This is a genomic window from Pseudoalteromonas tetraodonis, assembly GCF_002310835.1.
Classification (GTDB): Bacteria; Pseudomonadota; Gammaproteobacteria; order Enterobacterales; family Alteromonadaceae; genus Pseudoalteromonas; species Pseudoalteromonas tetraodonis.
In genome coordinates, this window is record NZ_CP011041.1 from 2,440,931 (window position 1) to 2,464,624 (window position 23,694).

Genomic DNA, 23,694 nt, shown 5'->3' on the forward strand with positions numbered 1-23,694 from the left:
TCTTTATTGTCAACCAAGCTGCAGATAAACTAAGGCTAAAGCTTGCAAAACCACGCGCAAGCTTGTACTGTATATAAAAACAGTAATCTAATGATTTAAAATAATCATATTGCCACGTAAGTAAGCAGGAGAAATCATGGCTGTTGTTGTTAAATATGTTGTAGAACGAAACGGAGTCGAGCGCATGACGTTTACTACTAAAAAAGAAGCTGATGCCTATGACAAAATGCTCGATATTGCCGAGTCACTAGAACTCATGCTTGAAAAAGTAGATGTGCCACTAAGTGAACAACAGGTTGAGTCGCTCGCGCTGGAGATTGCAAAAAGTAAAGACGACTTTATGGCCGTACTTAAAGGTGGTAAAGAAGTACCCACTAAAGCTAAAAAAACAAAGTCAGATAACGTTGCGGATATAAAAGATAAAGCAGCGAGTTAGTACTTTCAAAAGCTCAATAGTAATTATTAAAAAAACTGAATTCGGTATTCGAATTCAGTTTTTTTATGCCTTTAAATAATAATAGCTAAAGGCAAGTAATCGGTGATTAAGCGTCATAATCTCAGCTGTTTAAACGAGATGAATGGTCTCTGCTAAAGGTCAGCCAATAAAAAATGCCAACCAGTTAAACTGATTGGCATTTATAAAAACCAACACTTTACGTTAGCTAATCAGTTACAATGACGATTCAACTTCATCAAACAGATCAGTAATTTCTTTTTTCGGTTCAGCTGTCACAAGGCTTCCTACCACAATAGCAATACTCGCTAAAATGAAGCCTGGGACGATTTCATAAATTACACTGCTTAAGCTCTCACCATTAATGGTAATAGGCGCATAAATCCATACAAGCACTGTTAAAGCACCAACAACCATACCGCTAATAGCCCCTTTTAAGTTCATACGTTTCCAGTAAAGGCTAAACAAGACAAGTGGACCAAATGCAGCACCAAAACCAGCCCATGCGTTACTAACTAAATCAAGTATTGAACTATTACGGTCATACGCTAGGTAAATAGCAAATAACGCAACCAGTATTACGCTAATACGCCCTACTAACACCAGCTCAGTTTGCGAGGCATCGCGGTTTAAGTAAATCTTGTAGAAGTCTTCAGTAAGCGAGCTTGAACACACCAATAATTGCGATGAAATCGTACTCATAATCGCAGCTAAAATAGCAGCCAGTAGGAAACCAGCAATTAATGGGTGGAAAATAAGTTCAGCTAATACTAAGAAAATGGTCTCTTTATCGGCAATTGGCATTTGATTTTCAATCATAAAGGCAGCACCAAATAAACCGGTAAATACCGCGCCAATCGCAGATAGTGTCATCCAAGACATACCAATACGACGCATAGTTGGCATTTCTTTTACTGAGCGAATAGACATAAAGCGAACAATAATATGTGGCTGACCAAAGTAGCCTAAGCCCCAAGCCATCGCAGAAATAATAGCAATGGTAGAACCACCAGCAAACCAATCAAGCATATTCAATGAATGGATTTCACTGGCTTTTGGTGAACTTAACAACTGCTGGTAATTTGCATTTGCTAAAGTATCCATAAATGGCTGATCTAGCATCATATAAGTAGCGATAGGTACTGCAAGCAAGGAGATAAACATAATACAACCTTGCACGAAGTCTGTTAGGCTAACCGCTAAAAAACCACCAAATAAGGTGTAAACAACAACCACACCCGTGGTGATGTATAAACCCATTTCGTAACTCATCTGAAATGAATTTTCAAATAACTTACCACCGGCGACTACGCCTGATGAAGTATACAAAGTAAAGAACACAATAATAACAATTGCAGAGATCACACGGAGGATATTCTTGTTATCATCAAAACGATTTGCAAAATAATCAGGGATGGTAATAGAGTCATTTGCTTTTTCAGTATAAACACGCAGTCTTGGGGCGACTAAGAAATAGTTTGCCCATGCGCCTAATACTAAGCCAATAGCAATCCAAACCTTGCTAAGCCCAAACAAGTACATTGCGCCAGGTAGGCCCATAAGTAACCAACCACTCATGTCTGATGCACCCGCTGATAAGGCAGCAACACTGGGGGCTAAATTACGACCACCTAGCATATACCCTGATATATCGCTGGTAGATTGCTTATATGCGTATAGTCCTATTCCCAGCATTACAATAAAATATAATGCCAGTGAAATAATCATTCCTGTTTCCAAATTTGCCTCCACTTAAATAAGTAATAACAGGCTTTTAATCCAAATAATGACTCTTGAAATCTTATAATTAAGACAGTATTGGAATAAAAGCTTTCTACTGAACTATAACACGGTAATTGCTAATAACTCCAACCCGCTCATTTAAGTAGATAAAAAACCATCGGTTAGCTCACTTTTGAAACAAATAAAATGAAAAACAATAAAATTAGATTAAGAAATACCAAACCAACCATAGTATTTTATTAATAATGTTCATTTTACCGATGCTATTTTGAATGTTTTCCAATATATTATTACAATGTTAATCAATTTCTACTCTTTCGGAATCCTATATGTATTTTTACGCTGCTCGGCAACCTATTTTAGATCGCAATAAAGAACTAATTGGCTATGAGCTTTTATTTCGTGATGGAGTTGATAACGTATTTCCAAATATTGACGGCGATGAAGCCACGTCTCGACTGATTGAAGGCAGTCAATTTAACTTTGGCTTAGAAGATTTAACTGATAATAAACCCGCTTATATTAACTTTACCTTAGACACCTTGTTAAAAGGCTACCCAACCCTTTTAAACAAAGATGGGGTGGTAATTGAAATACTCGAAACCGTCCAGCCAGGTAAACGCTTATTGGCAATTGTTAAAGACCTAAAAGAAAAAGGCTATACGCTAGCGCTAGATGACTATGCACATCAACCTGTATGGCGGCACTTTTATCCGTTTATCGATATTATTAAAGTCGACTTTTTAACTTGTGATATTGAAAACGTTAAAACGATCATAGAGGATTTAAAACCTTATCCACACATAAAATTACTTGCTGAAAAGGTTGAAACTTACGCGCTTTACAATCAAGCTTTTGAACTAGGTTTTGAATACTTTCAAGGCTTTTTCTTTTCAAAACCAGAAATGGTGCAAAGCAAGGCCTTACCGCCATCGGGCATGGCATTGGCTGAGCTACTCTATGAAACATCCAGCGTAGAAATGGATCTTAAAAAAATCACCGATGTATTTGAGCGTGATGTCAACTTATCGTATAAGCTGCTACGCTACTCAAATTCGGCAGCATTTGCTCGCCGCTCTGAAATAAACACAATAAAACAAGCGCTTATTGTATTGGGCGCGGCTGAAATAAAAAAACTACTCTCTTTATTATTTGCCGCACAAGTCTCTGCAGACAAACCTCTGGAGCTTATTAGGTTGTCGCTAACACGCGCGCGTTTTTGTGAGCTTTTAGCAATTTCACATGGCAAACTTAGAGATACAGGAATAGCATTTTTAACCGGCATGATGTCGCTTATGGATGCCATACTAGATGAAGAGATGGACAGTGTAATGCTTAAACTACCGCTTTCAAATGAGATAAAAGCGGCACTGTTAAACAATGAAGGGCTGCTTGCTGAGTATTTAAACTTAGTAACCCTCTATGAGCAGGGTAACTGGCACGCTGCTAACGATAAAGCCCAACAGCTTAACTTGGGTGATGATGTGCCTGATGCTTACCACGAAGCACTTAATTGGGTTAGTGAACAAATGCAGATAATGATTGATAATTAAAGCGCTCATTAGTAATTAATAACTAAAAATAAAACGCCAGCATTTGCTGGCGTTTTTATTTTTATCAAAGGCTTTCTAAGAAATCTTCGTCAAAATCTTCAGGCTCTTCTTTTATTGGCGGATTGCCATCGTAGAGTTCATATAACTGACGCTGAAAGTAAATGTCTTTAACAAACAGGTATGGGTCTAATGAATCATTTAATAAACCCTCTTGAGCCATTAAAGACGCCCTTGCCTCAACCGCCTTTAACGCAAACACTAAAATTGTTTGTGGTGTTGTCAGTGCAATTTCAGGTAAAACCACATTATCAACAACATCACCGGTTAAGTTGCGTGCAGTTGATGGCCCCATTGCAGGGATCATTAAATAGGCACCATCGCCTACTCCCCACACACCTAAGGTTTGGCCAAAATCTTCATCAGTTACTTCAAGCCCTAACGAACTTGCAACGTCAAATAAGCCAAACACCCCCACCGTAGAGTTCACTAAAAAGCGCGCAAAATTAATTCCGGCACTGCTTGGCTTTCCTTGCAGACCCGCATTAATAATATCAACCGGTGCTGTAATATTATCGGTAAAATGCACAATACTTCGACGCACAGGCTGTGGGGTTACTGTTATATAACCCACTGCCGCAGGCCTTAAAATATAAGCATCAAGTACGTCCATATTAAAGTCATAAATAGGTCTGTTTACACTTTGTATGGGATCGCGCTCATCATATTTACTCTCAGGAACTTGAGCACAACCCGATAACGTGAGTAAACATAATAAAAGTAAGCCTTGTTTTAACATCTCAAATCCTTAAGGTATTAATGTATCAATGTTCAGTTGCACTTGGCGCACCTCTTTAGAAGCAAGCACTTGAGAATGCCCTTCAAGCTCCCCAGTGCTTGGCATAACTGAATCATCATTAGAGATACGCGCAGAAATGATAATTTCACTCGCACTCGATAAGTTTAGCCCTGCCATCATGGCATTAGCATCGCTCAGCTCAACCGTAATTGGAAAGCTATAGTCTGTTAGTTTGACCACGGCTAAAGGCATCGGTGATCCCTTAGCCGCTTTAGCAAACACAAACAAAATACCCTTATTGGGCTGTTTGTCTGCAAGTTGGCTATCGATATCAACGGTAACTTGAATACTTTGAGCCGCTAACTGATCGCCACTGGTTGCCACGTTTTGCTGAGCAATTTGTAGATCGATTTCGCTAATACGTTGGTTGATCATAGCATAGCGCGTATCAGACTCATCCATACTTGCAAGTAGCACCTCAAACGCTGCCTTTGCCTGTAGCCAGTCTTTTCTCTCAAAGGCGATTAGTGCAAGTAACGAAATCGCATCAAGGTTATTTGGTTGAGCTTGCAGTACTTTAGAAAGCATACCCGCTGCACGAGTCATGTTTTCTTCACTGCCCTCAAGTAATAGCACCTGAGAGTAGCTAACAAGCGCTTGCATATTATCAGGGTTTATTTTTAATGTTTTATCGAATGACTGTTTCGCCATATCAAATTCATTTAGCATTAAAGCAACACGCCCTAACAACATCCAAGCGACTTCATCATCACCGCTTTGGCTTAACTTAGTACGCAGTGCTAGGGCAAACGCTTGTAACTCATTTTTAGTTAATGGCTCGCCCTTTTGCATTACGGCGCGCTGACCATAATCGGCCAAGTTATCCATTGCATCATGCCAAGCTGCAATTTGTTGCTGGCTGCCTGTCATTGCATAGAAAATACCTGCTAATGCAATTAAAAACGCCGCCCCTGTTAAAGCAAATATACGATTGTCACCACGGCTATTTAGTGACTTCTCCGGCGATAATTCATTAAGTAAACGGCGTTTTAATTCAATAATAGCTTCGCTGTGATTTTGCGAGTCTATACGTTGATTATCTAAATCTGCCTGTAATTCAACTAAACGCTGTTCATAAATGCTGATAAGCTGTGCATTGGCGTTATGGGTGATGGTTACTATGCGCTCTTTTTTTAAAAAAGGCACAATAATAAACAGCAATGCAATGAGTGTGAGTAAAGCAAAAGACGCCCACATTAAAATCATTTAACTTTGCTCCTGATGTTTATTTTGTTTAATCAGCTTATTGAGCATCACTTCATCAGCGTCACTCCAGGTTTGTTTTACCGACGCTTTACGTTGGCGAATCACAATAAAGCCAAACCCAATTATTACGATGAGTACCGGAAGTACCCACAGTATTAACGTGGCAGGTGTTACCGGTGGATCGTAATGAACAAAATAGCCATATCGATCAATCATGTAATCAATAACTTCATCTTTGGTTTTGCCATCTTTTACCAACGCCAGCACTCGCTCGCGCAAGTCTTTTGCGACAACGGCATCAGAGTCAGCAATATTCTGATTTTGACACTTCGGGCAACGTAATTCTTTTGTTAGCTCTTCAAAGCGAACAGCTTGCTCGTTGCTATCAAATTGATAACGGTCTTGCTGAGCAAACGCAGCTACACTAACAAACAAGCTAAGGGTTAATAAAAACAATCTCATGGCTGCAGCTCCTGCATAATAGGCGCAAACTTAGCACGCCAAACTCGAGGGTTTATATCACCAGTGTGATGTAACAAAATGGTGCCATTTTTATCTACTAAAAATGTCTCTGGTGCACCGGACACCCCTAAATCTAAAGACAATGAACGTTCTAAATCTAAAATATTAAATTGATAAGGGTCGCCCGCACGTGAAAGCATATTACTCACATCATCACGCAGCGCTTGCATATCAAATGGGCCATCAAAATCGGCGTCGTAACTTTGTACATAATACAAGCCGATAATTTTAACCCCTTGCTCGCGTAGCTTAGTTAAATAGCCAAGCTCAGCTAAACACGTCGGACACCATGTGCCCCATACGTTTAGTAAATACACGTCACCCTTTAGCTGCTCATCAGTCCAACGTTTATCGTCTTGCATTAAATCAGGTAAATTAAACGCAGGCACCGTTTGACCAATTCGCCCTGTTTGTATTTCCCGCGGGTTGGCAAATAACCCTTGGTATAAAAACACACAAATAAAGATAAAAATTAATAAAGGGGCAATTGCGATAAGTTTACGGTTCATACTGCCCCCTCTATTTCATCTTTTCGCGGTGAGGCGCGATAGCGCTTATCGAATAAAATCACAAAACCAGCGAGTGAGATCAGAATACCGCCAATCCACATCCAACGTACAAACGGCTTATGGTAAATGCGTAATGACCATGCCCCTTCACTTAGTTGCTCACCAAGCGCAAGATATAAATCACGAGTGAATCCGGCATCAATAGCGGCTTCGGTCATAAATTGCATACCAATATCGTAACGACGCTTTTCTGCATATAAACGCGTTACAGTGTCATTCCCTTTTAATACCGTCACGACACCAGCATGACCACTGTAGTTTGCACCACGAATAGTCTTCACACCTTCAAAGCGGTATTGATACTGGTTAAGCTGCACGATATCGCCTTGCTTCATCGATACATCACGCTCAACTGAATACGCCGAGGTGAGTGTAATGCCCGCTATAACGAAGGCTAAACCAACATGCCCCAGCACCATTGCCCAATAGCTTAAACCTAAACGCTTTATACCGAGCTTAAGCGAGCCATGAACCGCTGCTTTGGTATATAAATCAATAAAAGTGGCAATAAATATCCATACACCTAGCGTGGTTGCTAAAAGTGTTAATGGAGTCACTACCTCATAGCTACTAAATAACCATGCGCAGGTAATGATAATACTGACTAATGCGCCTACAAATATTTTATTTTGTAAAAAGGCCCACTTATTTTGCTTCCAACGCAGGAAAGGTCCAATGCCCATTAAAATAGCAAATGGCACCAGTAAAATAGCAAACATTTTATTAAAGAAAGGTTCGCCAATTGAAATACTGCCTAGCCCCATTTCCTTGTGCACCATAGGTAATAATGTACCTAACAGTACAATTAACGTAGCAACCACTAAGAAAATATTGTTTAACCAAAGTGCCACTTCACGCGATACAAATTTATAACGCCCTTCACTTTTAACTTGTGAGACACGCAAGCCATATAACGCTAAACCGCCGCCAACAACTACGGCCAAAAAGCCAAGAATAAATAAGCCACGATCAGGGTCTGTTGCAAAGGCATGCACCGAAACAATAATTCCTGAGCGAACGATAAAGGTGCCTAGTAAACTTAATGAAAATGCCGCAATAGCCAGTAACACTGTCCATGATTTAAATACGCCACGTTTTTCAGTCACACTTAAAGAGTGCAGTAACGCGGTTGCGACTAACCATGGCATGAGTGATGCATTTTCAACAGGATCCCAGAACCACCAGCCGCCCCAGCCTAGCTCTGAATAGGCCCACCAACTACCTATGGTGATACCTAAGGTTAAAAAGCCCCATGCCGTCATTGTCCATGGGCGTGACCATTTTGCCCAGGTGTTATCAAGCTTGCCGGTTAACAACGCGGCAATAGCAAAGGCAAAAGCAACAGAAAGACCGACATACCCCATATAAAGTAATGGAGGGTGAATGATCATCCCCGGGTCTTGTAATAATGGATTTAAATCGCGTCCCTCAACAGGGAAATAGGGCAGTAAACGTTCAAACGGACTTGAAAGTAGCAAGGTGTACATCATAAATCCGACACCTAAAAAACCAAGCACACCTAATACACGAGCACGAAGTACCCAAGGCAGTGACTTTGAACGCAAAGCAACAACGGCGGTCCAACCGGCCTGCATTAATAACCACAGTAAAATAGCGCCTTCATGGCCACCCCATGTTGAGGTTATTTTATAATACCAAGGCAAGGTGCTACTTGAGTGATACGCTACATAAGATACGGTAAAATCATCGGTTAAGCTGGCATAAATAAGCGCAGCAAAAGACAAAGCAACAAATGCAAACTGACCAATAGCAAGTGATGGCGCAGCGCGCATCAAACGAAGGTTTCCTGTGTGTGCACCCCAAAGTGGGAAAATACACAACAGAATACTCAGTACCATGGCCAATGTTAGGGAAAAATAACCAAGTTCTGGGATCATATTAGCTCCCACTATCTAAATTGTATTTTGGTTTCTCGTGCTTAATTCCTTTTACTGCCTCGGCAACCTCGGCTGGCATATATTCTTCATCATGTTTAGCCAGTACTTCAAACGCTTCAATGACGTTAGGTTCAACTAGTACACCTTGTGCAACAATTCCTTGCCCTTCACGAAATAGATCAGGCAAAATTCCTTGATAACGCACCGTGACCAATGGGCCAGTATCAATCAACTTAAAGCTTACCTGTAAGCTTTGCTCATTTCTTTGTACTGTACCAGGGACAACCATACCGCCAATGCGGAGCTTTTGTCCTATATGAGGCTTTTCTTTATTCGGGCCTTTACCATCAATTAATTCACTGGGGGTGTAAAACAAATTAATGTTTTCTTGTAAGGCGTACAACACTAAACCAATTGATCCACCAATACCAAAGAGTACGGCAATAATAACCAAAAGGCGTTTTTTACGTCTAGGGTTCACGAGGTTTGCTCCTGCTTAGAATTTTTAATTCGAGTTTCACGCGCAATTTGCTGCTCTACCGACGCTAAAATTTGTTTTTTGTCGCGTAACGAGCTAAATAAAATGCCTAATAAAATTAATGCGCATGTACCAAAAGAAAGCCATACATAAAAGCCATAGCCTCCCATTGCAATAAAATCTGAAAACGAGTCAAACTGCATAATTACCCCTTAGTTAACAACTGTCGCACCCATGGGCGGTGCTTTTCACGGTGTAAAATTTCATTTTTAAGACGAATTAAAGTCACAGTACCAACAAACGCGGCAAAGGCTAAAATATTAATCATTAACGGCCAAAACATACTTGGATCTACCGCGTCGCGGTTAAACTTAGTGATGCTTGCCCCTTGATGCAGGGTATTCCACCATTCCACCGAAAAGTGAATGATAGGCAAGTTAATAACCCCAACAATAGCTAAAATAGACGCGGCGCGACCGGCTGATTTTTTATCTTCAAAGGCATGGTACAAAGACAACACCCCTAGATATAAAAATAACAAAATAAGTTCAGAGGTCAGTCTTGCATCCCATACCCACCAAGCACCCCACATAGGTTTACCCCACGCAGCACCGGTGATTAAGGCTATTGCGGTCATGCAGGCACCTACGGGTGCTATTGCAATCACCGCAAGCTCTGCATTGCGTAATTGCCATACAAGCGCAACAATGGCAGCAATCGCCATTGATGAATAGGCGCCCATAGATAAAATAGCGGAGGGCACGTGAATAAAAATAATACGGTAACTGTCTTTTTGTTGGTAATCGGCAGGAGCAAAACCTAATCCCCATACCCAACCAACAACCATACTAATAACCGTTACTACTGCAAAATATGGCAGTAGAGTATTGCATAATTGATATGCTCGCTCTGCTTTCGCATACGGATGTAACCACTTCCACATATTAACTTACACTCACTTTTAATGCTGATGATATGGCAATTGGCGCACTGATAGTCGCAACGACTAACATTGCACCAAGGATTGCAAGCTGACCACTGTAATCCAGCGACATAGTGCTGGTATCAATAGCGGAAGTTGCAAAAATTAAAACCGGAATATACAAAGGCAAAACGAGCAGACTCATTAAAATGCCGCCTTTTTGTAATCCCACAGTCAAGCCCGCCCCTATTGCGCCTATGAAGCTTAATAAAGGCGTACCCAATAATAGCGTTAATAACGTAGCCATTAGGGCCGTCGTATCTAAATTTAGTAGTAAAGCAAATAAAGGAGTCATTAGCACTAACGGGAGGCCGGTGATCACCCAGTGTGCGGCTACTTTGCCCAGCACCGTTAATGATAAGGGGTATGACGAAGCAATGAGCTGCTCCAAAGAGCCGTCGTGGTAATCATCTCTAAACAGTTTATCAAGGCCAAGCATGGTCGATAATAAAGCCGCAACCCAAATAATGCCCGGTGCCATCCTTGATAACAAGCCTGGCTCAGGCCCTATGGCTAATGGAAACAGTGAGATAACAATTAAAAAAAACAAGATAGGATTAACTATTTCAGCGCGCTGACGAAAAGCGAGCTTAACGTCTTTGCTAAATACCGCGACAAATAACTGCCAATATGAATGCTGTCGTGTCATTAGTGGCGGTACTCCAAAGTCAACGTTTGTAAGTCACTAAAGTGGGTGGTTAAATCTTGGTGTGTTGTTAACAAAATAGCGCCCCCCTTTGATAAGTGCTCAGTAAAACGTTGCTGTAAAAAGGCAACCCCGCTTTTATCTAGCGCCGTGAAAGGTTCATCTAAAATCCATAACTTCGCTTCAGATAACCATAATCGAACGAGTGCCACCCGCCGCTGTTGACCCGCAGATAACATTCTTACAGGCACATCTTCCAGCCCCACTAAACCTAACTTACTTAATAAAGGGTATAAATCAGGAGTATCAACATAACCATTAATAGCCAACCAATGTGCTACATTTTCAAGTGCACTAAGTTGTACGTTAACACCGGTTTTATGGCCTATAAATAATAAGTCTCTGGCATATTCATCATAATATTTTTTGATAGATTGATTTAGGTATAAAATATCACCTTCATCCGGCAGCGAAAAACCAGCAATAATGCGCAATAATGATGTTTTACCAGCCCCATTAGGGCCAGCTAACTGCATGATTTGACCGCTTTTAAGGCTAAAATTAAGTTCATCAAACAAACAACGCTCTTGCTTGATACAAGTAACGGACTTAATGTGTAACAAGATGACGATTCTCTCTGCCAAAAATTAGCCGTAAGTCTACCATAATGATAGGGTAATACGAATATTGCTTTAGAATCGATTTACTTAAAATAAAGAAAACTTGATATAAAATAATGAATACACCAACGCACATCACATTGTCTAACCCACAGGTTAGTAATCAAACAACTGATTCAGGTAAGGCTGCGTTAGCAACACTGCCACCTGAACTGCTGGCGGCAAAAAATATTCAGTTTTCTAAAGATTCAGTCACGCTTGATGTGTTTATGAATAAGCATTGGCAAACGATTCGCCTTGGGACAACTGAGACATTCACAAACGTTGAAAAAATAGCAAGCGCTAACATACAGTTAAGTGCAGATGGTAAAAGCTTAACCATCATCCCTAACAATACAACTTTAACAATTAAACAACCGGCTCAGTTGCAACGATTTTTAAATTTTATAAACACCCAAAGTGATATTCAAAACAGTCCACTATCACTTCAGGTGGTATTACAACCCACACCAAAGTTGGTCATTGAAAAATTTAATGCCAGTATTGCTATTAATAAACACGTTGCACAATTACTCGCAGATGAGCCTTTAATAAAGGGGATGATTGAAACGGATAGCAAAGGTACACGACTTAATATTATTAACCGTTTTGCTGATATAGTGCATTCACAGCCAATAAACCAAGCCAAACTAACACAGTTGCTTGCCAGTAATTTAACCCCTGCTCAGCTTCATGCTATGCCTAAGTTTGCGGTATTAAGCCCAAACTCTTTTAAAGACTCATTAACTATTAACCTAAGTCATCGACAATTAAGTGAACTACCTACCATCCCGACTAAGGTAAACATTACTCACCAAGCAGATAAATTACTGATCAAAACCGCTTATCACACTATGACTGTGAGCCTTAAAAACTCATTTAGTAAACCGTTTAATGAGATGCTCTCTTTGCAACAGTCGCAAGGCCTAATTGATCCCTCGCCAAGTAAACAGCATCCGCTCAGCACGATAAACAGTCCCATACAATCATGGTTAAAAAGCAGTTTTGCTGATTTTAAAACACGTATTTTAGATGCGGTAAAGTACTTTGAAAGCAAGCCATTTACGACTTCCTTAAGCTCATCTCAAAAACCAGAATTTACTGGCAATGATCAGCAAAAATGGCTCACCTCAATGCAAAAAATTGACATCACACAATTAAAAAACGTGTCAAATTTAGCGCCGCCCCTAATGCAATTTACCCAGCAAATAAAATCAAGCGTTTCTATGTGGCAACAACAACCGTTAGTAGCACATACTTTATCTCCTTTAGTGAGTCCTTTTTCATCCCCACCAACTAACGCAGTTACATTTGGTCAGAGCTTACAGCCTTTAGAAAAACTCTTATTAGCGACGGTTATAAAACACAGTCCAATCACCTCAATAGAAAAAAAAGATGCGACCAACCAAATAATAAGCAGCCAACTTAATACCATTACAAGCAAACTGACTGATCAAGGAACCGATTTAAACCGTTTAGTTAATCAGGCTTTTAATCGCATGTTGTCAGATACTAATTTACACCCAGCAACCATACAGCGCGAAATACTCAGCACCATAAAGCCCACACAACTTCAAAGCGACATCTTACAAAGCTCGTTTAATAGAGGTGTTGAACAGCTTTCATTAAGCATTTTAGCCGCGCCTATCATTAACCAAAATCCAAGTGCGGTGAGTATTAATAATCAAACGGGTTTAGAAGCTTTACTGCAGGTTTTATTACCGACGTTTAAAGTGGGTAATAGCGCCAATAAATTGTTGGAACAATTACAGCAACCACAAGTACAAGCATTAGCAGGTGAATTAACCCAAATTAAAAATACATTAAGTCAAGTACAAACGCCTGCTATTAGCCAACAACCTGACACAAACGCCTTAGTGCAATTTTTATTACCGATGAAGCTGCCTGCTGAAGCGGCGCAAACAGAAATAACTTTAGGGCAGTATAAAAAGCACAGTAGCGGTAAACTAGCGGATAAAAATGTCTGGTTTGTTAGGCTCAACTTTGATTATGCCGAGCTGGGTAAGCTACAAATAATCGCAGAACTCATGGATAAAGCTTTAGATTGTCAGTTGTTAGCCTCAACCCAAGCGGTGAGCGCTTTAGCTCATCCACATCTTGATAATTTACGCTCAAAACTGGCAAAACAAGGCTTACAAGTGGGTGAGCTTAAACTAAAACGAGCGGATGACAACCATCAAGCATTTTACCAATCGCATGCCATTATTAATATTAAGGTTTAGCCATGACTGAGTCATCAAAAAGCAATTCAGCAATTGGACTACTCTACGAGGCAGGACATTCACCCATTGTAAGTGCTAAAGGGTTTGGTGAACTGGCGGATGAAATTATTGCCCTAGCCAAAGAAAAAGGAATTTTAATCCATCAAGATGAAGCACTTGCAAATACGCTATCGAAATTAGACCTCGCAGAAGAGCTCCCCAAAGAGTTGTACTTTGTTATTGCTGAGCTCATTGCGTTTTCATACGTGGTTAGAGGAAAGTTTCCGCCTGGTTGGCAAGACTTTCAGGGAAAACTAAATATAAAAGCATAACGCAGTGTTATAAAAGCAAAAAAGGCGCTAAGCGCCTTTTTGTTTGTGTAATGAAAACAACAGTTCAGCCTCGGCGCGGGGTAATTCACATTCGCGAATAACCTCATCTAAATCAGCACCTAACTCAACCATTTTTACCGCACGAGAGTATATTTTAGCATCGGGGTCATCGTATTTTTGAGCTGCTTGTTGCTGTATCAGCTCTTGGTTTTGTTGTTCTACCTCAAGCACACGCTTACCAATACTCAGTAAACCGGTTCGCAACTCAGACACTTCGCTACGTAAAATATTAATCTGCTCTGATGAATCTTTAAACTGTTGTAATTGCGCGCCAAGCTCACTCGCATAGCGCTTTTTGAACATCACAATTAAAATCAGCGAGAATAGTCCAAAAACTAAACCCGCAATAGCAATACCAAGTAATAACATAGTTTTATGTAGAGAAGCTTATATATCGCTTAACTCATCCCATTCGTCATCACTAAGTAGTTTATTTAAATCAACCAGAATAAGTAACTCATTGTCGCGGTTACATACACCTTGAATAAATTTAGCACTTTCCTCTGTACCTACATTTGGCGCACTGTCAATTTCAGAGCTACGTAGGTAAACAACCTCAGAAACGCTATCGGCTAAAATGCCAATCACTTGCTCTTCTGCTTCAATAATTAAAATACGTGAATTATCCGTCGCTTCAATATCAGGTAAACCAAAACGAGAGCGAGTATCAATAACGGTAACAACATTACCACGTAAGTTAATAATACCAATCACATACGAAGGCGCACCTGGTACAGGAGCAATCTCGGTGTAACGCAGTATTTCTTGCACTTGCATTACATTTACGCCATAAGTTTCATCTTCTAGCTTGAACGTAACCCACTGCAAAATCTCATCATTATTATCTGCATTTTTCTTAGCTGACAGTAATTTATCTTCACTCATGCTCTTACCTCGTAATGGTCATTACTTGTGACGGCTATCTAAGCCTTTCTCTAATAGTGCGTTTAAATTATTAACATCTATTAAAGCACACATTTTTTCTTTAATTACTCCAGCAAGCCATGGGCGCTTACTGTTATTTGTACGCCATTTTACATCTTCTTTACTCAATGTAATGTTATTTATTAGTTTTTCTGCTAATAAACCCCATTGGCTATCACCTAAAGTGATGAGATATTGATAATTTAAAGATGCCTCTAACTGCTCATCGTACTTTTCAGGCATAACCCAGCGAGCGGTATCAACAACATTGAGTTTTTCTTCTCGGTTGATCATAACCCCTTTAAACCACTTAGGCTTGCCAAATAAATGATTTACTTCTCCAAGCTCATGAATGCCACCTAAGGCTTTTAGCGGCACCGCTAAAGTAAGCCCTGCCACTTCAAAAAACAGCGCTTGAAACTCACCATCAAAGTAGTCAGCTTCACCACCTACAGCCACCTCTTGCTCAGGCACGACGTGTTGCTCTTGGAGAGTGTCAATTTCTACATTCGATACTTGCTTATTAAGCTTTTCAACTTCAACAACAGGCTCAACTATTACTGGTTGTTCTTTTTGCTCTTCATACGTTACCTGCTCAAGCAGTTTAGCAACAGGCTCAAGGTCTTTTGTTGGTTCGTCATCAGATAATAACGCCCCTAAGTACTGAGTGACTACTTTTTCATTAGCAAATAATTGCTTACTCATTTATTAACCTTGTTTTATTAAATATTTAAGTAATGCTTTATAAGCATAGACTCCACGCGCATTTGGGCAAAAATCTACCGGTACTTTTTGCGCTAAACTTGCATCTCTAAATTTAGTATCCACAGGAATAACGCCTGGCCATACTTTTTCTTTATACGTTTCTTGTAGTGTTTTATAGGCCTCAAGCGATGCTTTGGTTCGTTTATCATACATAGTTGGAATTATAGTATATTCATAGCTTTTCGCTTGAGAGGTTTGCATTAATTCCATAGTACGCATCATTCTATCGAGCCCTTTAAGCGCCAAGAACTCAGTTTGCACCGGCACTAACACTCTTTCACAGGCGGCAAGCGCATTGACCATCAGCACACCTAAAACAGGTGGACAATCTAAAATTGCGTAATCGTAATACTCGCTAATTTTAGCCAGTGTTTTTTTTAAAATCAGGCCCATTCCCGTTTTATTACCCATGCTACGGTCAAGTGTCGCGATCGCCATAGTTGCGGGTAAAATATCAAGGTTTTCAATTGTTGAGGGGCATAATGCTTGCAATATTTCTTCGCTTTTCATACTCGAGCCGCGAGTAAAAATATCGTAAACACTGACCTCTAAATCTTCTGAATCAATACCAAAGTAATAGGTTAGTGAAGCATGAGGATCTGTATCAATCAATAACACGCGCTTGCCTTGAAGCGCAAGGATCCCTGCAAGGCTAACCGCTGTAGTGGTTTTGCCTACTCCCCCTTTTTGATTGGCTACTGTCCAAACTTTCACATTACATCCTAATTACTGTTCGTTGCGCGTTGTAACACGGATGCCACCATGCGGTAAACGGATTATTTTTATTGTATCGTCTTGGGCAGGTAGCTCAATTTCTGGCTGACTTTGCTCTGATACTGAAATTGATGATTTCGTTTGTTCATCAGAGGGCTCGGGTGCTAAACCATATTTAGAAAGTGCAATCACGACTTTACGGTTTTCAGCACGCCCAGCTTCGGTATCATTATCGGCAAAGGGCGAGTATTGACCATATCCCTCAATGGCCATGCGCGCGGATTCAATGCCCAAACGCTCTAGCTCAACTAATATTGAGGTTGCACGCGCCACTGATAACTCCCAATTAGAACGAAATATTTCATTTCGTATGGTTTCGTTATCTGTATACCCGCGTACTCTTATATAGTTATCGACTGATGCGATGATTGCTTCAATTTTTTTTACAATCTCTTTGGCCTTGTTATGTGCAACAGCACTACCACTGGCAAACAACAATCCGGAATTGAGCTCAATAACCAACCAGTCTTGGCTTAGTTCTAAGCTAGCCTCGCCACTGCGTATCTCATCAATTAGCGACGATTGTAATTTAGCCAATAAACTATCCAGCGGCTTACCTAAGTGGCGTTGACTAATATTGCTATTGTCACTTTGACCATCGAGTAACATTGGGTCTTGCTCTAGCTCTTGAATACTTTCGCCATAGAGAATTTCAGCCTCAGGGGTCACCCTTTCAAGCAATAAAGCATCACCATTTACCCCGTTACCCTGCTGAGAATATTGTTTTGCAGACTTATCAAAAACATGCTCAAGAGAATCAGATAAAACCTTGATGTTGTCTTCTTTGTTTATCGCAATTGCATACAATACAACAAAAAATGCAAACATTATGGTCATATAATCCGCATAAGAAACTAACCAGCGCTCAGTATGTTGGCTCTTTAATTGGTGATGACGTAAGCGACGGCGTAACATAGGCGCTAATGGGCCTGTAAAATTGGACGTTCAACGCGGTAGGCTTCAAGCTTTAGTTCAATATTAATAGGGCTCTCACCTTGGCTAATAGCAATTACACCTTCCGCTAACATTTCGTGATAAAGCATCTTTTGCTCAACCCGTTGCTTTAGCTTATTGGCCATAGGTAAAAATAATAAATTAGCCAAACCAACACCATATATAGTTGCAATGAACGCGGTGGCAATACCCGTTCCTAACTGCTCAGGATCGTTAATAAATGACATGGCTTGAATAAGCCCAAGTACCGCACCTAAAATACCAATAGTTGGGCTATACCCACCCATTGCTTCATATACCCGGCTAGCATCAAGTAATCGTTCTCGCTCAAGTAATAAGTCAATCTCGAGGGTATCGCGTAGTTTTTGCTCTGAACAGCCATCAACTAATAAGCTCAGTCCTTTGGCGGCATAGGGATCTGAATGCGCAAGTGCTTCGCTTTCTAATGCTAAATACCCTTCTTGACGGGCTTTATGCGACCAGCGTTTTACTTGCTCAATAGCATCTTCAATATCATGGTCGTCGGTAACAAAAACCCAATGAGTAATACCAAGCATTTTTTTAAATGTATTGGCTGATGTTTGTAGCATCACCGCACCTAATGTACCGCCTAATACAATAATTAGTGCAGGCCCATTAAACAGCGCAGATACCACACCTCCCTCTAAAGAATAACCGATTGCAATAGCACCTAATGCAACCAGTAATCCTAAAACAGAAAGCTTATCCACAGCCAGCCTCTCTTTTTAAACGTGCAGCCACATCATGAAGGCTAATGCTTTCGCTCGCTAAACCTGCACTGGCTATCGCCTGAGGCATACCATAGACAACACAGCTTTTTTCATCCTGAGCCCAAATTGTAGCGCCAGTTTGCTTAAGCATGCGAGCACCATCACGACCATCTGCACCCATGCCTGTCAAAATAATGGCAAGCACATCACCTTGATACGCTTTGGCCGCACTGGCAAAGGTAATATCAACACTTGGTTTATAGTTTACTCGTTCATTTTTATCTTCAAACACACGAAGGGTTCTATTAGAGCCACGTCCTTCTACCATCATTTGCTGGCCACCTGGCGCTAAATAAGCGCACCCAGGTTGTAATCTATCGCCTTGCTGCGCTTCTTTTACCTTAATCTTACACAAGCCATCTAAGCGAGTAGCAAAAGCCGGGGTAAATGCAGCAGGCATATGCTGTATGAGTAAAATAGGGTGTGGAAAATTAGCAGGTAATTGCGTCAAAATAGTTTGCAGTGCAACCGGCCCACCTGTGGATGTACCAATAGCAACTAACTGATACTGCTTACCACTGGCACGCGCTGAGGCACTGCTGCTAGTAGATGCAGGACTCGCATTATTAAAGCTACGATCAGGTTGAACTATCGGCTTTTTAGCAAGGTTAGAAAAGCGCTCAGAGCTGTTTGACGCTGGTTTACTAATACTTGGAGATGGGGCCGTTCTCGTAATTCTTCCAATACGCTGGCGGCCTATTTCCTTAACCTTATTTTGCAATAACTTAATTGCATCATCGTTATTGCGAGCAATATCTTCAAACTTTTTAGGTAAAAAGTCCATCGCCCCAGCATCAAGCGCATCCAAAGTGGCAGATGCCCCTGCTCGTGTTAACGATGAAAACATTAAAATAGGTGTTGGATTACTCGCCATGATCTCTTTCACAGCACTAATACCATCCAGCACCGGCATTTCAACATCCATGGTGATAACATCAGGACGTAACTGAGCTGTTTTTTCGACGGCCTCTCGGCCATTTACAGCAAAGCCTATTACCTCAATGCCGCTGTCTTGTTCAAGAATTTCACTCACTCTGCGGCGAAAAAAGCTTGAATCATCAACTACTAAAACTTTAACAGCCATTTCGCTCTCTTATTCAATGAATGGGTAGGCATAAAGTTTATACCTACTTTTTATTATCCAGCGTAATGCTTTAGCATACTCGGTACATCTAATATCAGTGCAATTCCACCATCAGAGGTAATAGTCGCACCCGCCATACCCGGCGTACCTTGCAATAATGCATCTAGAGGCTTGATCACCACTTCTTCTTGACCTATTAGTGAATCAACAACGAACCCTACTTTTTGAGTCCCTATTTGCACAATAACGACATGCCCTTGTGCTTTTCGCTGACCTCTATCAGCGCCTTTTATAAGCCAATGTTCAAGGTAGAATAATGGAATCGACTTTTTACGAACAATAATCGTTAGCTGGCCATCAACCACATTAGTTTTTGTTAAATCTAAGTGGAATATTTCACTTACACCCGCTAGCGGCAAGGCAAAGGTTTGCTCTCCCACCACCACCATTAAGGTAGGCAATATCGCAAGTGTTAGTGGAACTTTGATTTCTAAAGTAGTCCCTACGCCCATTTCTGATTTTATGTTAACCGAGCCATTGAGCTGAGTGATTTTTGTTTTAACCACATCCATACCAACACCACGGCCAGAAATATCTGAGATTTCTTCTTTGGTTGAAAACCCAGGTGCAAAAATAAGGTTATAAGCTTCAGTATCAGAAAGACGACTCGCTTGGTCGTGATCAAGCACCCCTTTACTAATCGCAATCTTTTTAAGCTTTTCAGCATCCATACCGGCACCATCATCTTGGATGGTAAGTAGAATATGATCACCCTGTTGCGAAGCTGATAAAGTCACCGTACCTGTTCTAGGTTTACCCGCTGCTTCACGAATATCGGGCATTTCAATACCATGGTCGACCGAGTTGCGAACCAAATGCACCAATGGATCGGCCAATGCTTCCACTAAATTTTTATCTAAATCGGTGTCTTCACCGACAAGTAATAAATTAATATCTTTTTTAAGTGTTCGTGCTAAGTCACGTACAACACGAGGAAAACGGCCAAATACTTTTTTAATCGGCTGCATTCGTGTTTGCATTACTGCACCTTGGATATCAGCAGTCACAACATCTAAGTTGGAAATAGCTTTACCCATAGCCTCGCTATCAGAGTTAGTCGCCAAACTTACTAAGCGATTTCGCACAAGTACTAACTCGCCCACCATGTTCATTATTTGGTCTAGGCGTTTGGTATCAACACGTACAGTTGTTTCTGCCGGTGGAGGCGCTGCTTTTTTGGGCGGCGCAGCTTTAGCTGCTTGTGCCGCAGGAGCCGGCTTAGCTGGCTCTGGTTTAGGCTGTGGCTTAGCTGCAGCAACTGGTTCTGGCTTTTTAGCTGCCACTGGTTCAGGTTTACTTACAGGAGCCGGTGTTTCTATCGACTTAGGTGCACCTTTACCATGAAGTTCATCAAGTAAGGCTTCAAACTCGTCGTCACTTATTTCATCATCGCCCGAGCTTTGCTCGTTACTTGGTGGAGCCACAGGAGCTGATGGTGTTTGTTGTGGTGTACTTGCGGTTGCTTGGCTCACTTCGCCAAAGCTGCCTACACCATGAAGTTCATCCAATAAGCTGTCAAATTCATCGTCAGTTATATCACCACTGACATCATTGCCACTTGATGATGATTGTTTTTCTTGTGGGGCTTGCCCTTTTCCATGAAGTTCATCAAGTAGGCTTTCGAATTCGTCTTCGGTTATTTCATCAATCTGAGACTCAGTACTGCTGCTATCTGGGCCGCTAAATAATTCATCAAAAGCAAACGGGTCTTCTTCAGCATCGTTGCTCGGTTGCTCTGCAACTGGTTCAGGCTCTACCGATGGAGTTTCCACAGGAGCTATATCTTCAACCACAGAATCGCCGGCAAGCTCTTCTGCTGTCGGTGGCTGCCCAAGTTTGTGAAGTACTGCAAGTAATTCTGGATCAGCAGGCTCTGGCTGGTCACGATTTTTAATCGTGGCAAACATTTCATTAATGGTGTCCAGTGCTTGTAAAATCACATCCATTAATTCAGAGTTAACTGTTCTTACACCTTGGCGCAGTAAATCAAACACATTTTCAGCACCATGACATGCATCAACAAGCTCTGTCATAGCCAAAAAGCCAGCGCCACCCTTTACAGTGTGGAAACCGCGAAATATTGCGTTTAGTAGCTCAGTATCATCTGGGTTGTTTTCCAGTTCTACTAACTGTTCAGATAAAAGCTCAAGGATTTCTCCGGCCTCTACTAAAAAGTCTTGTAAAATATCTTCATCGACTTCAAAGCTCATGCAGTACTCTCCTATTAGAAGCCCAAACTTGATAATAGATCATCAACTTCATCTTGATCAGATACAACATCATTACGCGTTTCTTTATCAATAATAGGCCCTTCGGGACCTGCTAGTGTTTGTGCAACAATGGGATCTTCTATTTTTTCTGGTTGTTCAGTTGGTTCAACCTCACCACCTTGCGCTGCAAATGCAGTTAACAGGTGAATTAAACTTTCTTCAACTTCACGGACAAGTTCAATAACACGGCGAATAACCTGACCGGTTAAATCTTGATAGTCTTGAGCCATCAGCACATTAGTCATCAGCATTTGTAACTCATCGGTTTTGTGATGAGAACTGCTCATAAACTTATCAATACTATGGCAAAGTGATTTAAACTCACCAAGCTCTATTTCGCGGTTCATTAAACGATCCCACGTTGGCTTGATATCAGCTATTTCGTCAGCGATTTCTTGTGCTAATGGTAAGCTTGCTTCAACCGCATCCATTGTCTTATTGGCTGCGTTTTCTGTCATTTCCATGACATAGTTAAGGCGTTTTTTTGCGTCAGGGATGGCATCAGTGGTAATGTCTGTTAAACGCGTGTCTAACTCGAAACTTTTTAAAGCTTCGTGCAGTTGACGCGTCAACTTACCCACCTCAGCAAATAACTGTGATTGCTCTTGTGAAGCTGTTTCTAAAATTAACTGATTCGCTTTATCTTGCTCACCATTTTCTAAAAAAACAACTAACTGGCGAGCTTGTTCTAAAGTAATCTGAGGCGCAGCAGGTGCTGACATAAGCCTCTCCCTCTCATTAACCTAAGCGTTCGAACACTTTTTCTAATTTAGTTTTCAATGTACCTGCAGTGAATGGTTTAACAATATAACCATTAACACCTGCTTGGGCCGCAGCAATTATTTGTTCTTTTTTAGCTTCTGCTGTAACCATTAAAACAGGAATATGCTTTAATTTTTCATCAGCTCGAATTGCCCTTAAAAGATCAATACCTTGCATGCCTGGCATATTCCAATCTGTTACAACAAAATCAAACGCTTGATTTTGCAACATAGGCAAAGCAGTTGACCCGTCATCTGCTTCTTGAACATTGGTAAAACCTAAATCGCGCAACAGGTTTTTAATAATACGTCTCATTGTTGAGAAATCATCAACAACAAGAATTTTAATGTTTTTATCCAAAACATCCTCCAGTGAGGCCTGAACCTTTATTTACTTACTTCTAGTTTATCCAGTCATTGATTTTTGCTTTAAGCTTAATCATCGCCTGACCATGTATCTGACTTACACGCGATTCACTTACATCGAGTATATGCCCAATTTCTTTTAAATTCATCTCATCGTTATAGTACAAAGAAAGCACCATTGCATCTTTTTCCGGTAACGACTTTATTGCACTGAGTAAAGACTCATTAAACCGTTCATTTTTAACATTATTGAACGGTTTGTCTAGTGCTAAATCTTGGCCATGAGGTGTAATCACATCGTCATCTATACCAAGGTCTTCAATACCTAACACTTTGCTTACATTTACATCGTTTAAAATATGATGGTACTCATTTAGCGAAATTTCAAGTTTTTCAGCAACTTCACTATCTTTAGGTTCACGGTTTAAACTGTTCTCAAGCGCAACAATAGTTTCTGCAACCAAACGGCTTTTTCTGTGAACTGAACGTGGAACCCAATCGCCTCGGCGCATTTCGTCTATCATCGCACCACGAATACGAATACCGGCAAAGGTTTCAAAGCTTGCGCCTTTGCTTGCATCAAAGTTTTTTGAAGCTTCAATTAAACCAATCATACCCGATTGAATTAAATCATCTAGCTGCACACTGGCCGGTAAACGAGCAATTAAATGGCACGCCACTTTTTTGACTAATGAGGCATGCTTTTCAACAATCATATTTAAATTTTGTGTTGACTGATATCCCATAGCTCTATTCACCGGTATT

26 protein-coding genes are annotated in these 23,694 nt (G+C 40.8%); 4 read left to right on the forward strand and 22 right to left on the reverse strand.

The genetic code is table 11. The features are described from left to right. Positions 1–136: 136 nt before the first annotated feature. Complete coding sequence (locus PTET_RS11405) at positions 137–436, forward strand: YebG family protein (protein WP_013465532.1); 300 nt, start codon at positions 137–139, stop codon at positions 434–436. 234 nt (positions 437–670) lie between these two features. Here the strand turns inward: PTET_RS11405 and putP are convergent, their stop codons facing one another. Continuing rightward, positions 671–2,182: a sodium/proline symporter PutP gene (gene putP, locus PTET_RS11410; protein WP_008113313.1), complete on the reverse strand. Its 1,512-nt coding sequence runs from the start codon at positions 2,180–2,182 to the stop codon at positions 671–673. A 344-nt stretch (positions 2,183–2,526) separates the two neighbouring features. On the opposite strand from putP, the gene PTET_RS11415 reads away from it, so the two are divergent. Continuing rightward, positions 2,527–3,750 (forward strand): EAL and HDOD domain-containing protein, encoded by a 1,224-nt coding sequence (locus PTET_RS11415; protein ID WP_013465534.1) that lies wholly within the window; start codon positions 2,527–2,529, stop codon positions 3,748–3,750. Between the two features lie 64 nt (positions 3,751–3,814). Here the strand turns inward: PTET_RS11415 and PTET_RS11420 are convergent, their stop codons facing one another. Genes PTET_RS11420 through ccmA form a run of 10 tightly spaced genes read right to left on the reverse strand, consistent with a single transcriptional unit; the run spans position 3,815 to position 11,530 of the window. After that, positions 3,815–4,546, reverse strand: a complete 732-nt coding sequence (locus PTET_RS11420) for an MlaA family lipoprotein (RefSeq protein ID WP_028834001.1) — start codon at positions 4,544–4,546, stop codon at positions 3,815–3,817. A gap of 9 nt (positions 4,547–4,555) precedes the next feature. Then, positions 4,556–5,812: a c-type cytochrome biogenesis protein CcmI gene (gene ccmI / locus PTET_RS11425; RefSeq protein WP_096038648.1), complete on the reverse strand. Its 1,257-nt coding sequence runs from the start codon at positions 5,810–5,812 to the stop codon at positions 4,556–4,558. Beyond that, the gene (locus tag PTET_RS11430) at positions 5,813–6,274 is read right to left on the reverse strand and encodes a cytochrome c-type biogenesis protein (protein WP_013465536.1); all 462 of its coding nucleotides are present in this window, start codon (positions 6,272–6,274) and stop codon (positions 5,813–5,815) included. Then, positions 6,271–6,843, reverse strand: coding sequence for a DsbE family thiol:disulfide interchange protein (locus tag PTET_RS11435; RefSeq protein ID WP_013465537.1), 573 nt, complete (start codon positions 6,841–6,843; stop codon positions 6,271–6,273). Before PTET_RS11435 ends, PTET_RS11430 begins: the two co-directional genes overlap by 4 nt. Continuing rightward, positions 6,840–8,801: a heme lyase CcmF/NrfE family subunit gene (locus PTET_RS11440; RefSeq protein ID WP_036953653.1), complete on the reverse strand. Its 1,962-nt coding sequence runs from the start codon at positions 8,799–8,801 to the stop codon at positions 6,840–6,842. Before PTET_RS11440 ends, PTET_RS11435 begins: the two co-directional genes overlap by 4 nt. A 1-nt stretch (position 8,802) precedes the next feature. Continuing rightward, on the reverse strand, positions 8,803–9,282 hold the full coding sequence (gene ccmE / locus PTET_RS11445; RefSeq protein WP_008465420.1) for a cytochrome c maturation protein CcmE: 480 nt from the start codon (positions 9,280–9,282) through the stop codon (positions 8,803–8,805). Further along, positions 9,279–9,482, reverse strand: coding sequence for a heme exporter protein CcmD (gene ccmD / locus PTET_RS11450; protein WP_008112240.1), 204 nt, complete (start codon positions 9,480–9,482; stop codon positions 9,279–9,281). Before ccmD ends, ccmE begins: the two co-directional genes overlap by 4 nt. Before the next feature lie 2 nt (positions 9,483–9,484). Then, entirely contained in the window at positions 9,485–10,222 is a 738-nt protein-coding gene (locus PTET_RS11455; RefSeq protein ID WP_010387946.1) for a heme ABC transporter permease, read from the reverse strand. Between the two features lies 1 nt (position 10,223). Next, a complete protein-coding gene (gene ccmB / locus PTET_RS11460) occupies positions 10,224–10,910 on the reverse strand; it encodes a heme exporter protein CcmB (protein WP_033104087.1) in 687 nt (228 codons plus the stop codon). After that, complete coding sequence (gene ccmA, locus PTET_RS11465; protein ID WP_076920609.1) at positions 10,910–11,530, reverse strand: cytochrome c biogenesis heme-transporting ATPase CcmA; 621 nt, start codon at positions 11,528–11,530, stop codon at positions 10,910–10,912. The genes ccmB and ccmA overlap by 1 nt, the downstream gene beginning before the upstream one ends. Before the next feature lie 113 nt (positions 11,531–11,643). Here ccmA and fliK point away from each other — a divergent pair, with 113 nt between their 5' ends. Next, the gene (gene fliK, locus PTET_RS11470; RefSeq protein WP_096038649.1) at positions 11,644–13,809 is read left to right on the forward strand and encodes a flagellar hook-length control protein FliK; all 2,166 of its coding nucleotides are present in this window, start codon (positions 11,644–11,646) and stop codon (positions 13,807–13,809) included. A gap of 2 nt (positions 13,810–13,811) precedes the next feature. Continuing rightward, positions 13,812–14,120: an EscU/YscU/HrcU family type III secretion system export apparatus switch protein gene (locus PTET_RS11475; protein ID WP_096038650.1), complete on the forward strand. Its 309-nt coding sequence runs from the start codon at positions 13,812–13,814 to the stop codon at positions 14,118–14,120. Between the two features lie 27 nt (positions 14,121–14,147). Here PTET_RS11475 and PTET_RS11480 read toward each other — a convergent pair whose 3' ends face one another. The 11 genes from PTET_RS11480 to PTET_RS11530 are packed head-to-tail and all read right to left on the reverse strand — an operon-like array spanning position 14,148 to position 23,675. Beyond that, positions 14,148–14,549, reverse strand: a complete 402-nt coding sequence (locus PTET_RS11480; protein WP_090494424.1) for a DUF2802 domain-containing protein — start codon at positions 14,547–14,549, stop codon at positions 14,148–14,150. 18 nt (positions 14,550–14,567) lie between these two features. Then, positions 14,568–15,065 (reverse strand): chemotaxis protein CheW, encoded by a 498-nt coding sequence (locus PTET_RS11485; protein ID WP_008112225.1) that lies wholly within the window; start codon positions 15,063–15,065, stop codon positions 14,568–14,570. A 21-nt stretch (positions 15,066–15,086) separates the two neighbouring features. Beyond that, positions 15,087–15,809 (reverse strand): chemotaxis protein CheW, encoded by a 723-nt coding sequence (locus tag PTET_RS11490; protein WP_096038651.1) that lies wholly within the window; start codon positions 15,807–15,809, stop codon positions 15,087–15,089. Positions 15,810–15,812: 3 nt separating this feature from the next. Next, a complete protein-coding gene (locus tag PTET_RS11495; RefSeq protein ID WP_008112222.1) occupies positions 15,813–16,583 on the reverse strand; it encodes a ParA family protein in 771 nt (256 codons plus the stop codon). A gap of 12 nt (positions 16,584–16,595) precedes the next feature. After that, positions 16,596–17,558, reverse strand: a complete 963-nt coding sequence (locus PTET_RS11500) for a flagellar motor protein MotB (RefSeq protein WP_096038652.1) — start codon at positions 17,556–17,558, stop codon at positions 16,596–16,598. A gap of 5 nt (positions 17,559–17,563) precedes the next feature. After that, on the reverse strand, positions 17,564–18,328 hold the full coding sequence (locus PTET_RS11505) for a flagellar motor protein (RefSeq protein WP_024602033.1): 765 nt from the start codon (positions 18,326–18,328) through the stop codon (positions 17,564–17,566). Continuing rightward, positions 18,321–19,472 carry a protein-glutamate methylesterase/protein-glutamine glutaminase gene (locus PTET_RS11510; protein ID WP_010387935.1) on the reverse strand — a complete coding sequence of 384 codons (1,152 nt, stop codon included), beginning with the start codon at positions 19,470–19,472 and terminating at the stop codon, positions 18,321–18,323. Before PTET_RS11510 ends, PTET_RS11505 begins: the two co-directional genes overlap by 8 nt. 53 nt (positions 19,473–19,525) lie before the next feature. Beyond that, positions 19,526–21,742, reverse strand: a complete 2,217-nt coding sequence (locus PTET_RS11515) for a chemotaxis protein CheA (protein WP_096038653.1) — start codon at positions 21,740–21,742, stop codon at positions 19,526–19,528. A gap of 14 nt (positions 21,743–21,756) precedes the next feature. Continuing rightward, positions 21,757–22,524, reverse strand: a complete 768-nt coding sequence (locus PTET_RS11520; protein WP_010387932.1) for a protein phosphatase CheZ — start codon at positions 22,522–22,524, stop codon at positions 21,757–21,759. A 16-nt stretch (positions 22,525–22,540) separates the two neighbouring features. Next, positions 22,541–22,924 carry a chemotaxis response regulator CheY gene (cheY, locus tag PTET_RS11525; protein WP_008112210.1) on the reverse strand — a complete coding sequence of 128 codons (384 nt, stop codon included), beginning with the start codon at positions 22,922–22,924 and terminating at the stop codon, positions 22,541–22,543. A 40-nt stretch (positions 22,925–22,964) separates the two neighbouring features. Beyond that, positions 22,965–23,675: an RNA polymerase sigma factor FliA gene (locus tag PTET_RS11530; protein ID WP_008112209.1), complete on the reverse strand. Its 711-nt coding sequence runs from the start codon at positions 23,673–23,675 to the stop codon at positions 22,965–22,967. Positions 23,676–23,694: the final 19 nt, after the last annotated feature.

What these genes read in the sequence shown, in the direction of transcription:
- PTET_RS11405 (WP_013465532.1), top strand. Translation starts at nt 137, where the DNA reads ATGGCTGTTGTTGTTAAATATGTTGTAGAACGAAACGGAGTCGAGCGC.
- putP (WP_008113313.1), bottom strand. Translation starts at nt 2,182, where the DNA reads ATGATTATTTCACTGGCATTATATTTTATTGTAATGCTGGGAATAGGA.
- PTET_RS11415 (WP_013465534.1), top strand. Translation starts at nt 2,527, where the DNA reads ATGTATTTTTACGCTGCTCGGCAACCTATTTTAGATCGCAATAAAGAA.
- PTET_RS11420 (WP_028834001.1), bottom strand. Translation starts at nt 4,546, where the DNA reads ATGTTAAAACAAGGCTTACTTTTATTATGTTTACTCACGTTATCGGGT.
- ccmI (WP_096038648.1), bottom strand. Translation starts at nt 5,812, where the DNA reads ATGATTTTAATGTGGGCGTCTTTTGCTTTACTCACACTCATTGCATTG.
- PTET_RS11430 (WP_013465536.1), bottom strand. Translation starts at nt 6,274, where the DNA reads ATGAGATTGTTTTTATTAACCCTTAGCTTGTTTGTTAGTGTAGCTGCG.
- PTET_RS11435 (WP_013465537.1), bottom strand. Translation starts at nt 6,843, where the DNA reads ATGAACCGTAAACTTATCGCAATTGCCCCTTTATTAATTTTTATCTTT.
- PTET_RS11440 (WP_036953653.1), bottom strand. Translation starts at nt 8,801, where the DNA reads ATGATCCCAGAACTTGGTTATTTTTCCCTAACATTGGCCATGGTACTG.
- ccmD (WP_008112240.1), bottom strand. Translation starts at nt 9,482, where the DNA reads ATGCAGTTTGACTCGTTTTCAGATTTTATTGCAATGGGAGGCTATGGC.
- PTET_RS11455 (WP_010387946.1), bottom strand. Translation starts at nt 10,222, where the DNA reads ATGTGGAAGTGGTTACATCCGTATGCGAAAGCAGAGCGAGCATATCAA.
- ccmB (WP_033104087.1), bottom strand. Translation starts at nt 10,910, where the DNA reads ATGACACGACAGCATTCATATTGGCAGTTATTTGTCGCGGTATTTAGC.
- fliK (WP_096038649.1), top strand. Translation starts at nt 11,644, where the DNA reads ATGAATACACCAACGCACATCACATTGTCTAACCCACAGGTTAGTAAT.
- PTET_RS11475 (WP_096038650.1), top strand. Translation starts at nt 13,812, where the DNA reads ATGACTGAGTCATCAAAAAGCAATTCAGCAATTGGACTACTCTACGAG.
- PTET_RS11480 (WP_090494424.1), bottom strand. Translation starts at nt 14,549, where the DNA reads ATGTTATTACTTGGTATTGCTATTGCGGGTTTAGTTTTTGGACTATTC.
- PTET_RS11485 (WP_008112225.1), bottom strand. Translation starts at nt 15,065, where the DNA reads ATGAGTGAAGATAAATTACTGTCAGCTAAGAAAAATGCAGATAATAAT.
- PTET_RS11490 (WP_096038651.1), bottom strand. Translation starts at nt 15,809, where the DNA reads ATGAGTAAGCAATTATTTGCTAATGAAAAAGTAGTCACTCAGTACTTA.
- PTET_RS11500 (WP_096038652.1), bottom strand. Translation starts at nt 17,558, where the DNA reads ATGTTACGCCGTCGCTTACGTCATCACCAATTAAAGAGCCAACATACT.
- PTET_RS11510 (WP_010387935.1), bottom strand. Translation starts at nt 19,472, where the DNA reads ATGGCTGTTAAAGTTTTAGTAGTTGATGATTCAAGCTTTTTTCGCCGC.
- PTET_RS11515 (WP_096038653.1), bottom strand. Translation starts at nt 21,742, where the DNA reads ATGAGCTTTGAAGTCGATGAAGATATTTTACAAGACTTTTTAGTAGAG.
- PTET_RS11520 (WP_010387932.1), bottom strand. Translation starts at nt 22,524, where the DNA reads ATGTCAGCACCTGCTGCGCCTCAGATTACTTTAGAACAAGCTCGCCAG.
- PTET_RS11530 (WP_008112209.1), bottom strand. Translation starts at nt 23,675, where the DNA reads ATGGGATATCAGTCAACACAAAATTTAAATATGATTGTTGAAAAGCAT.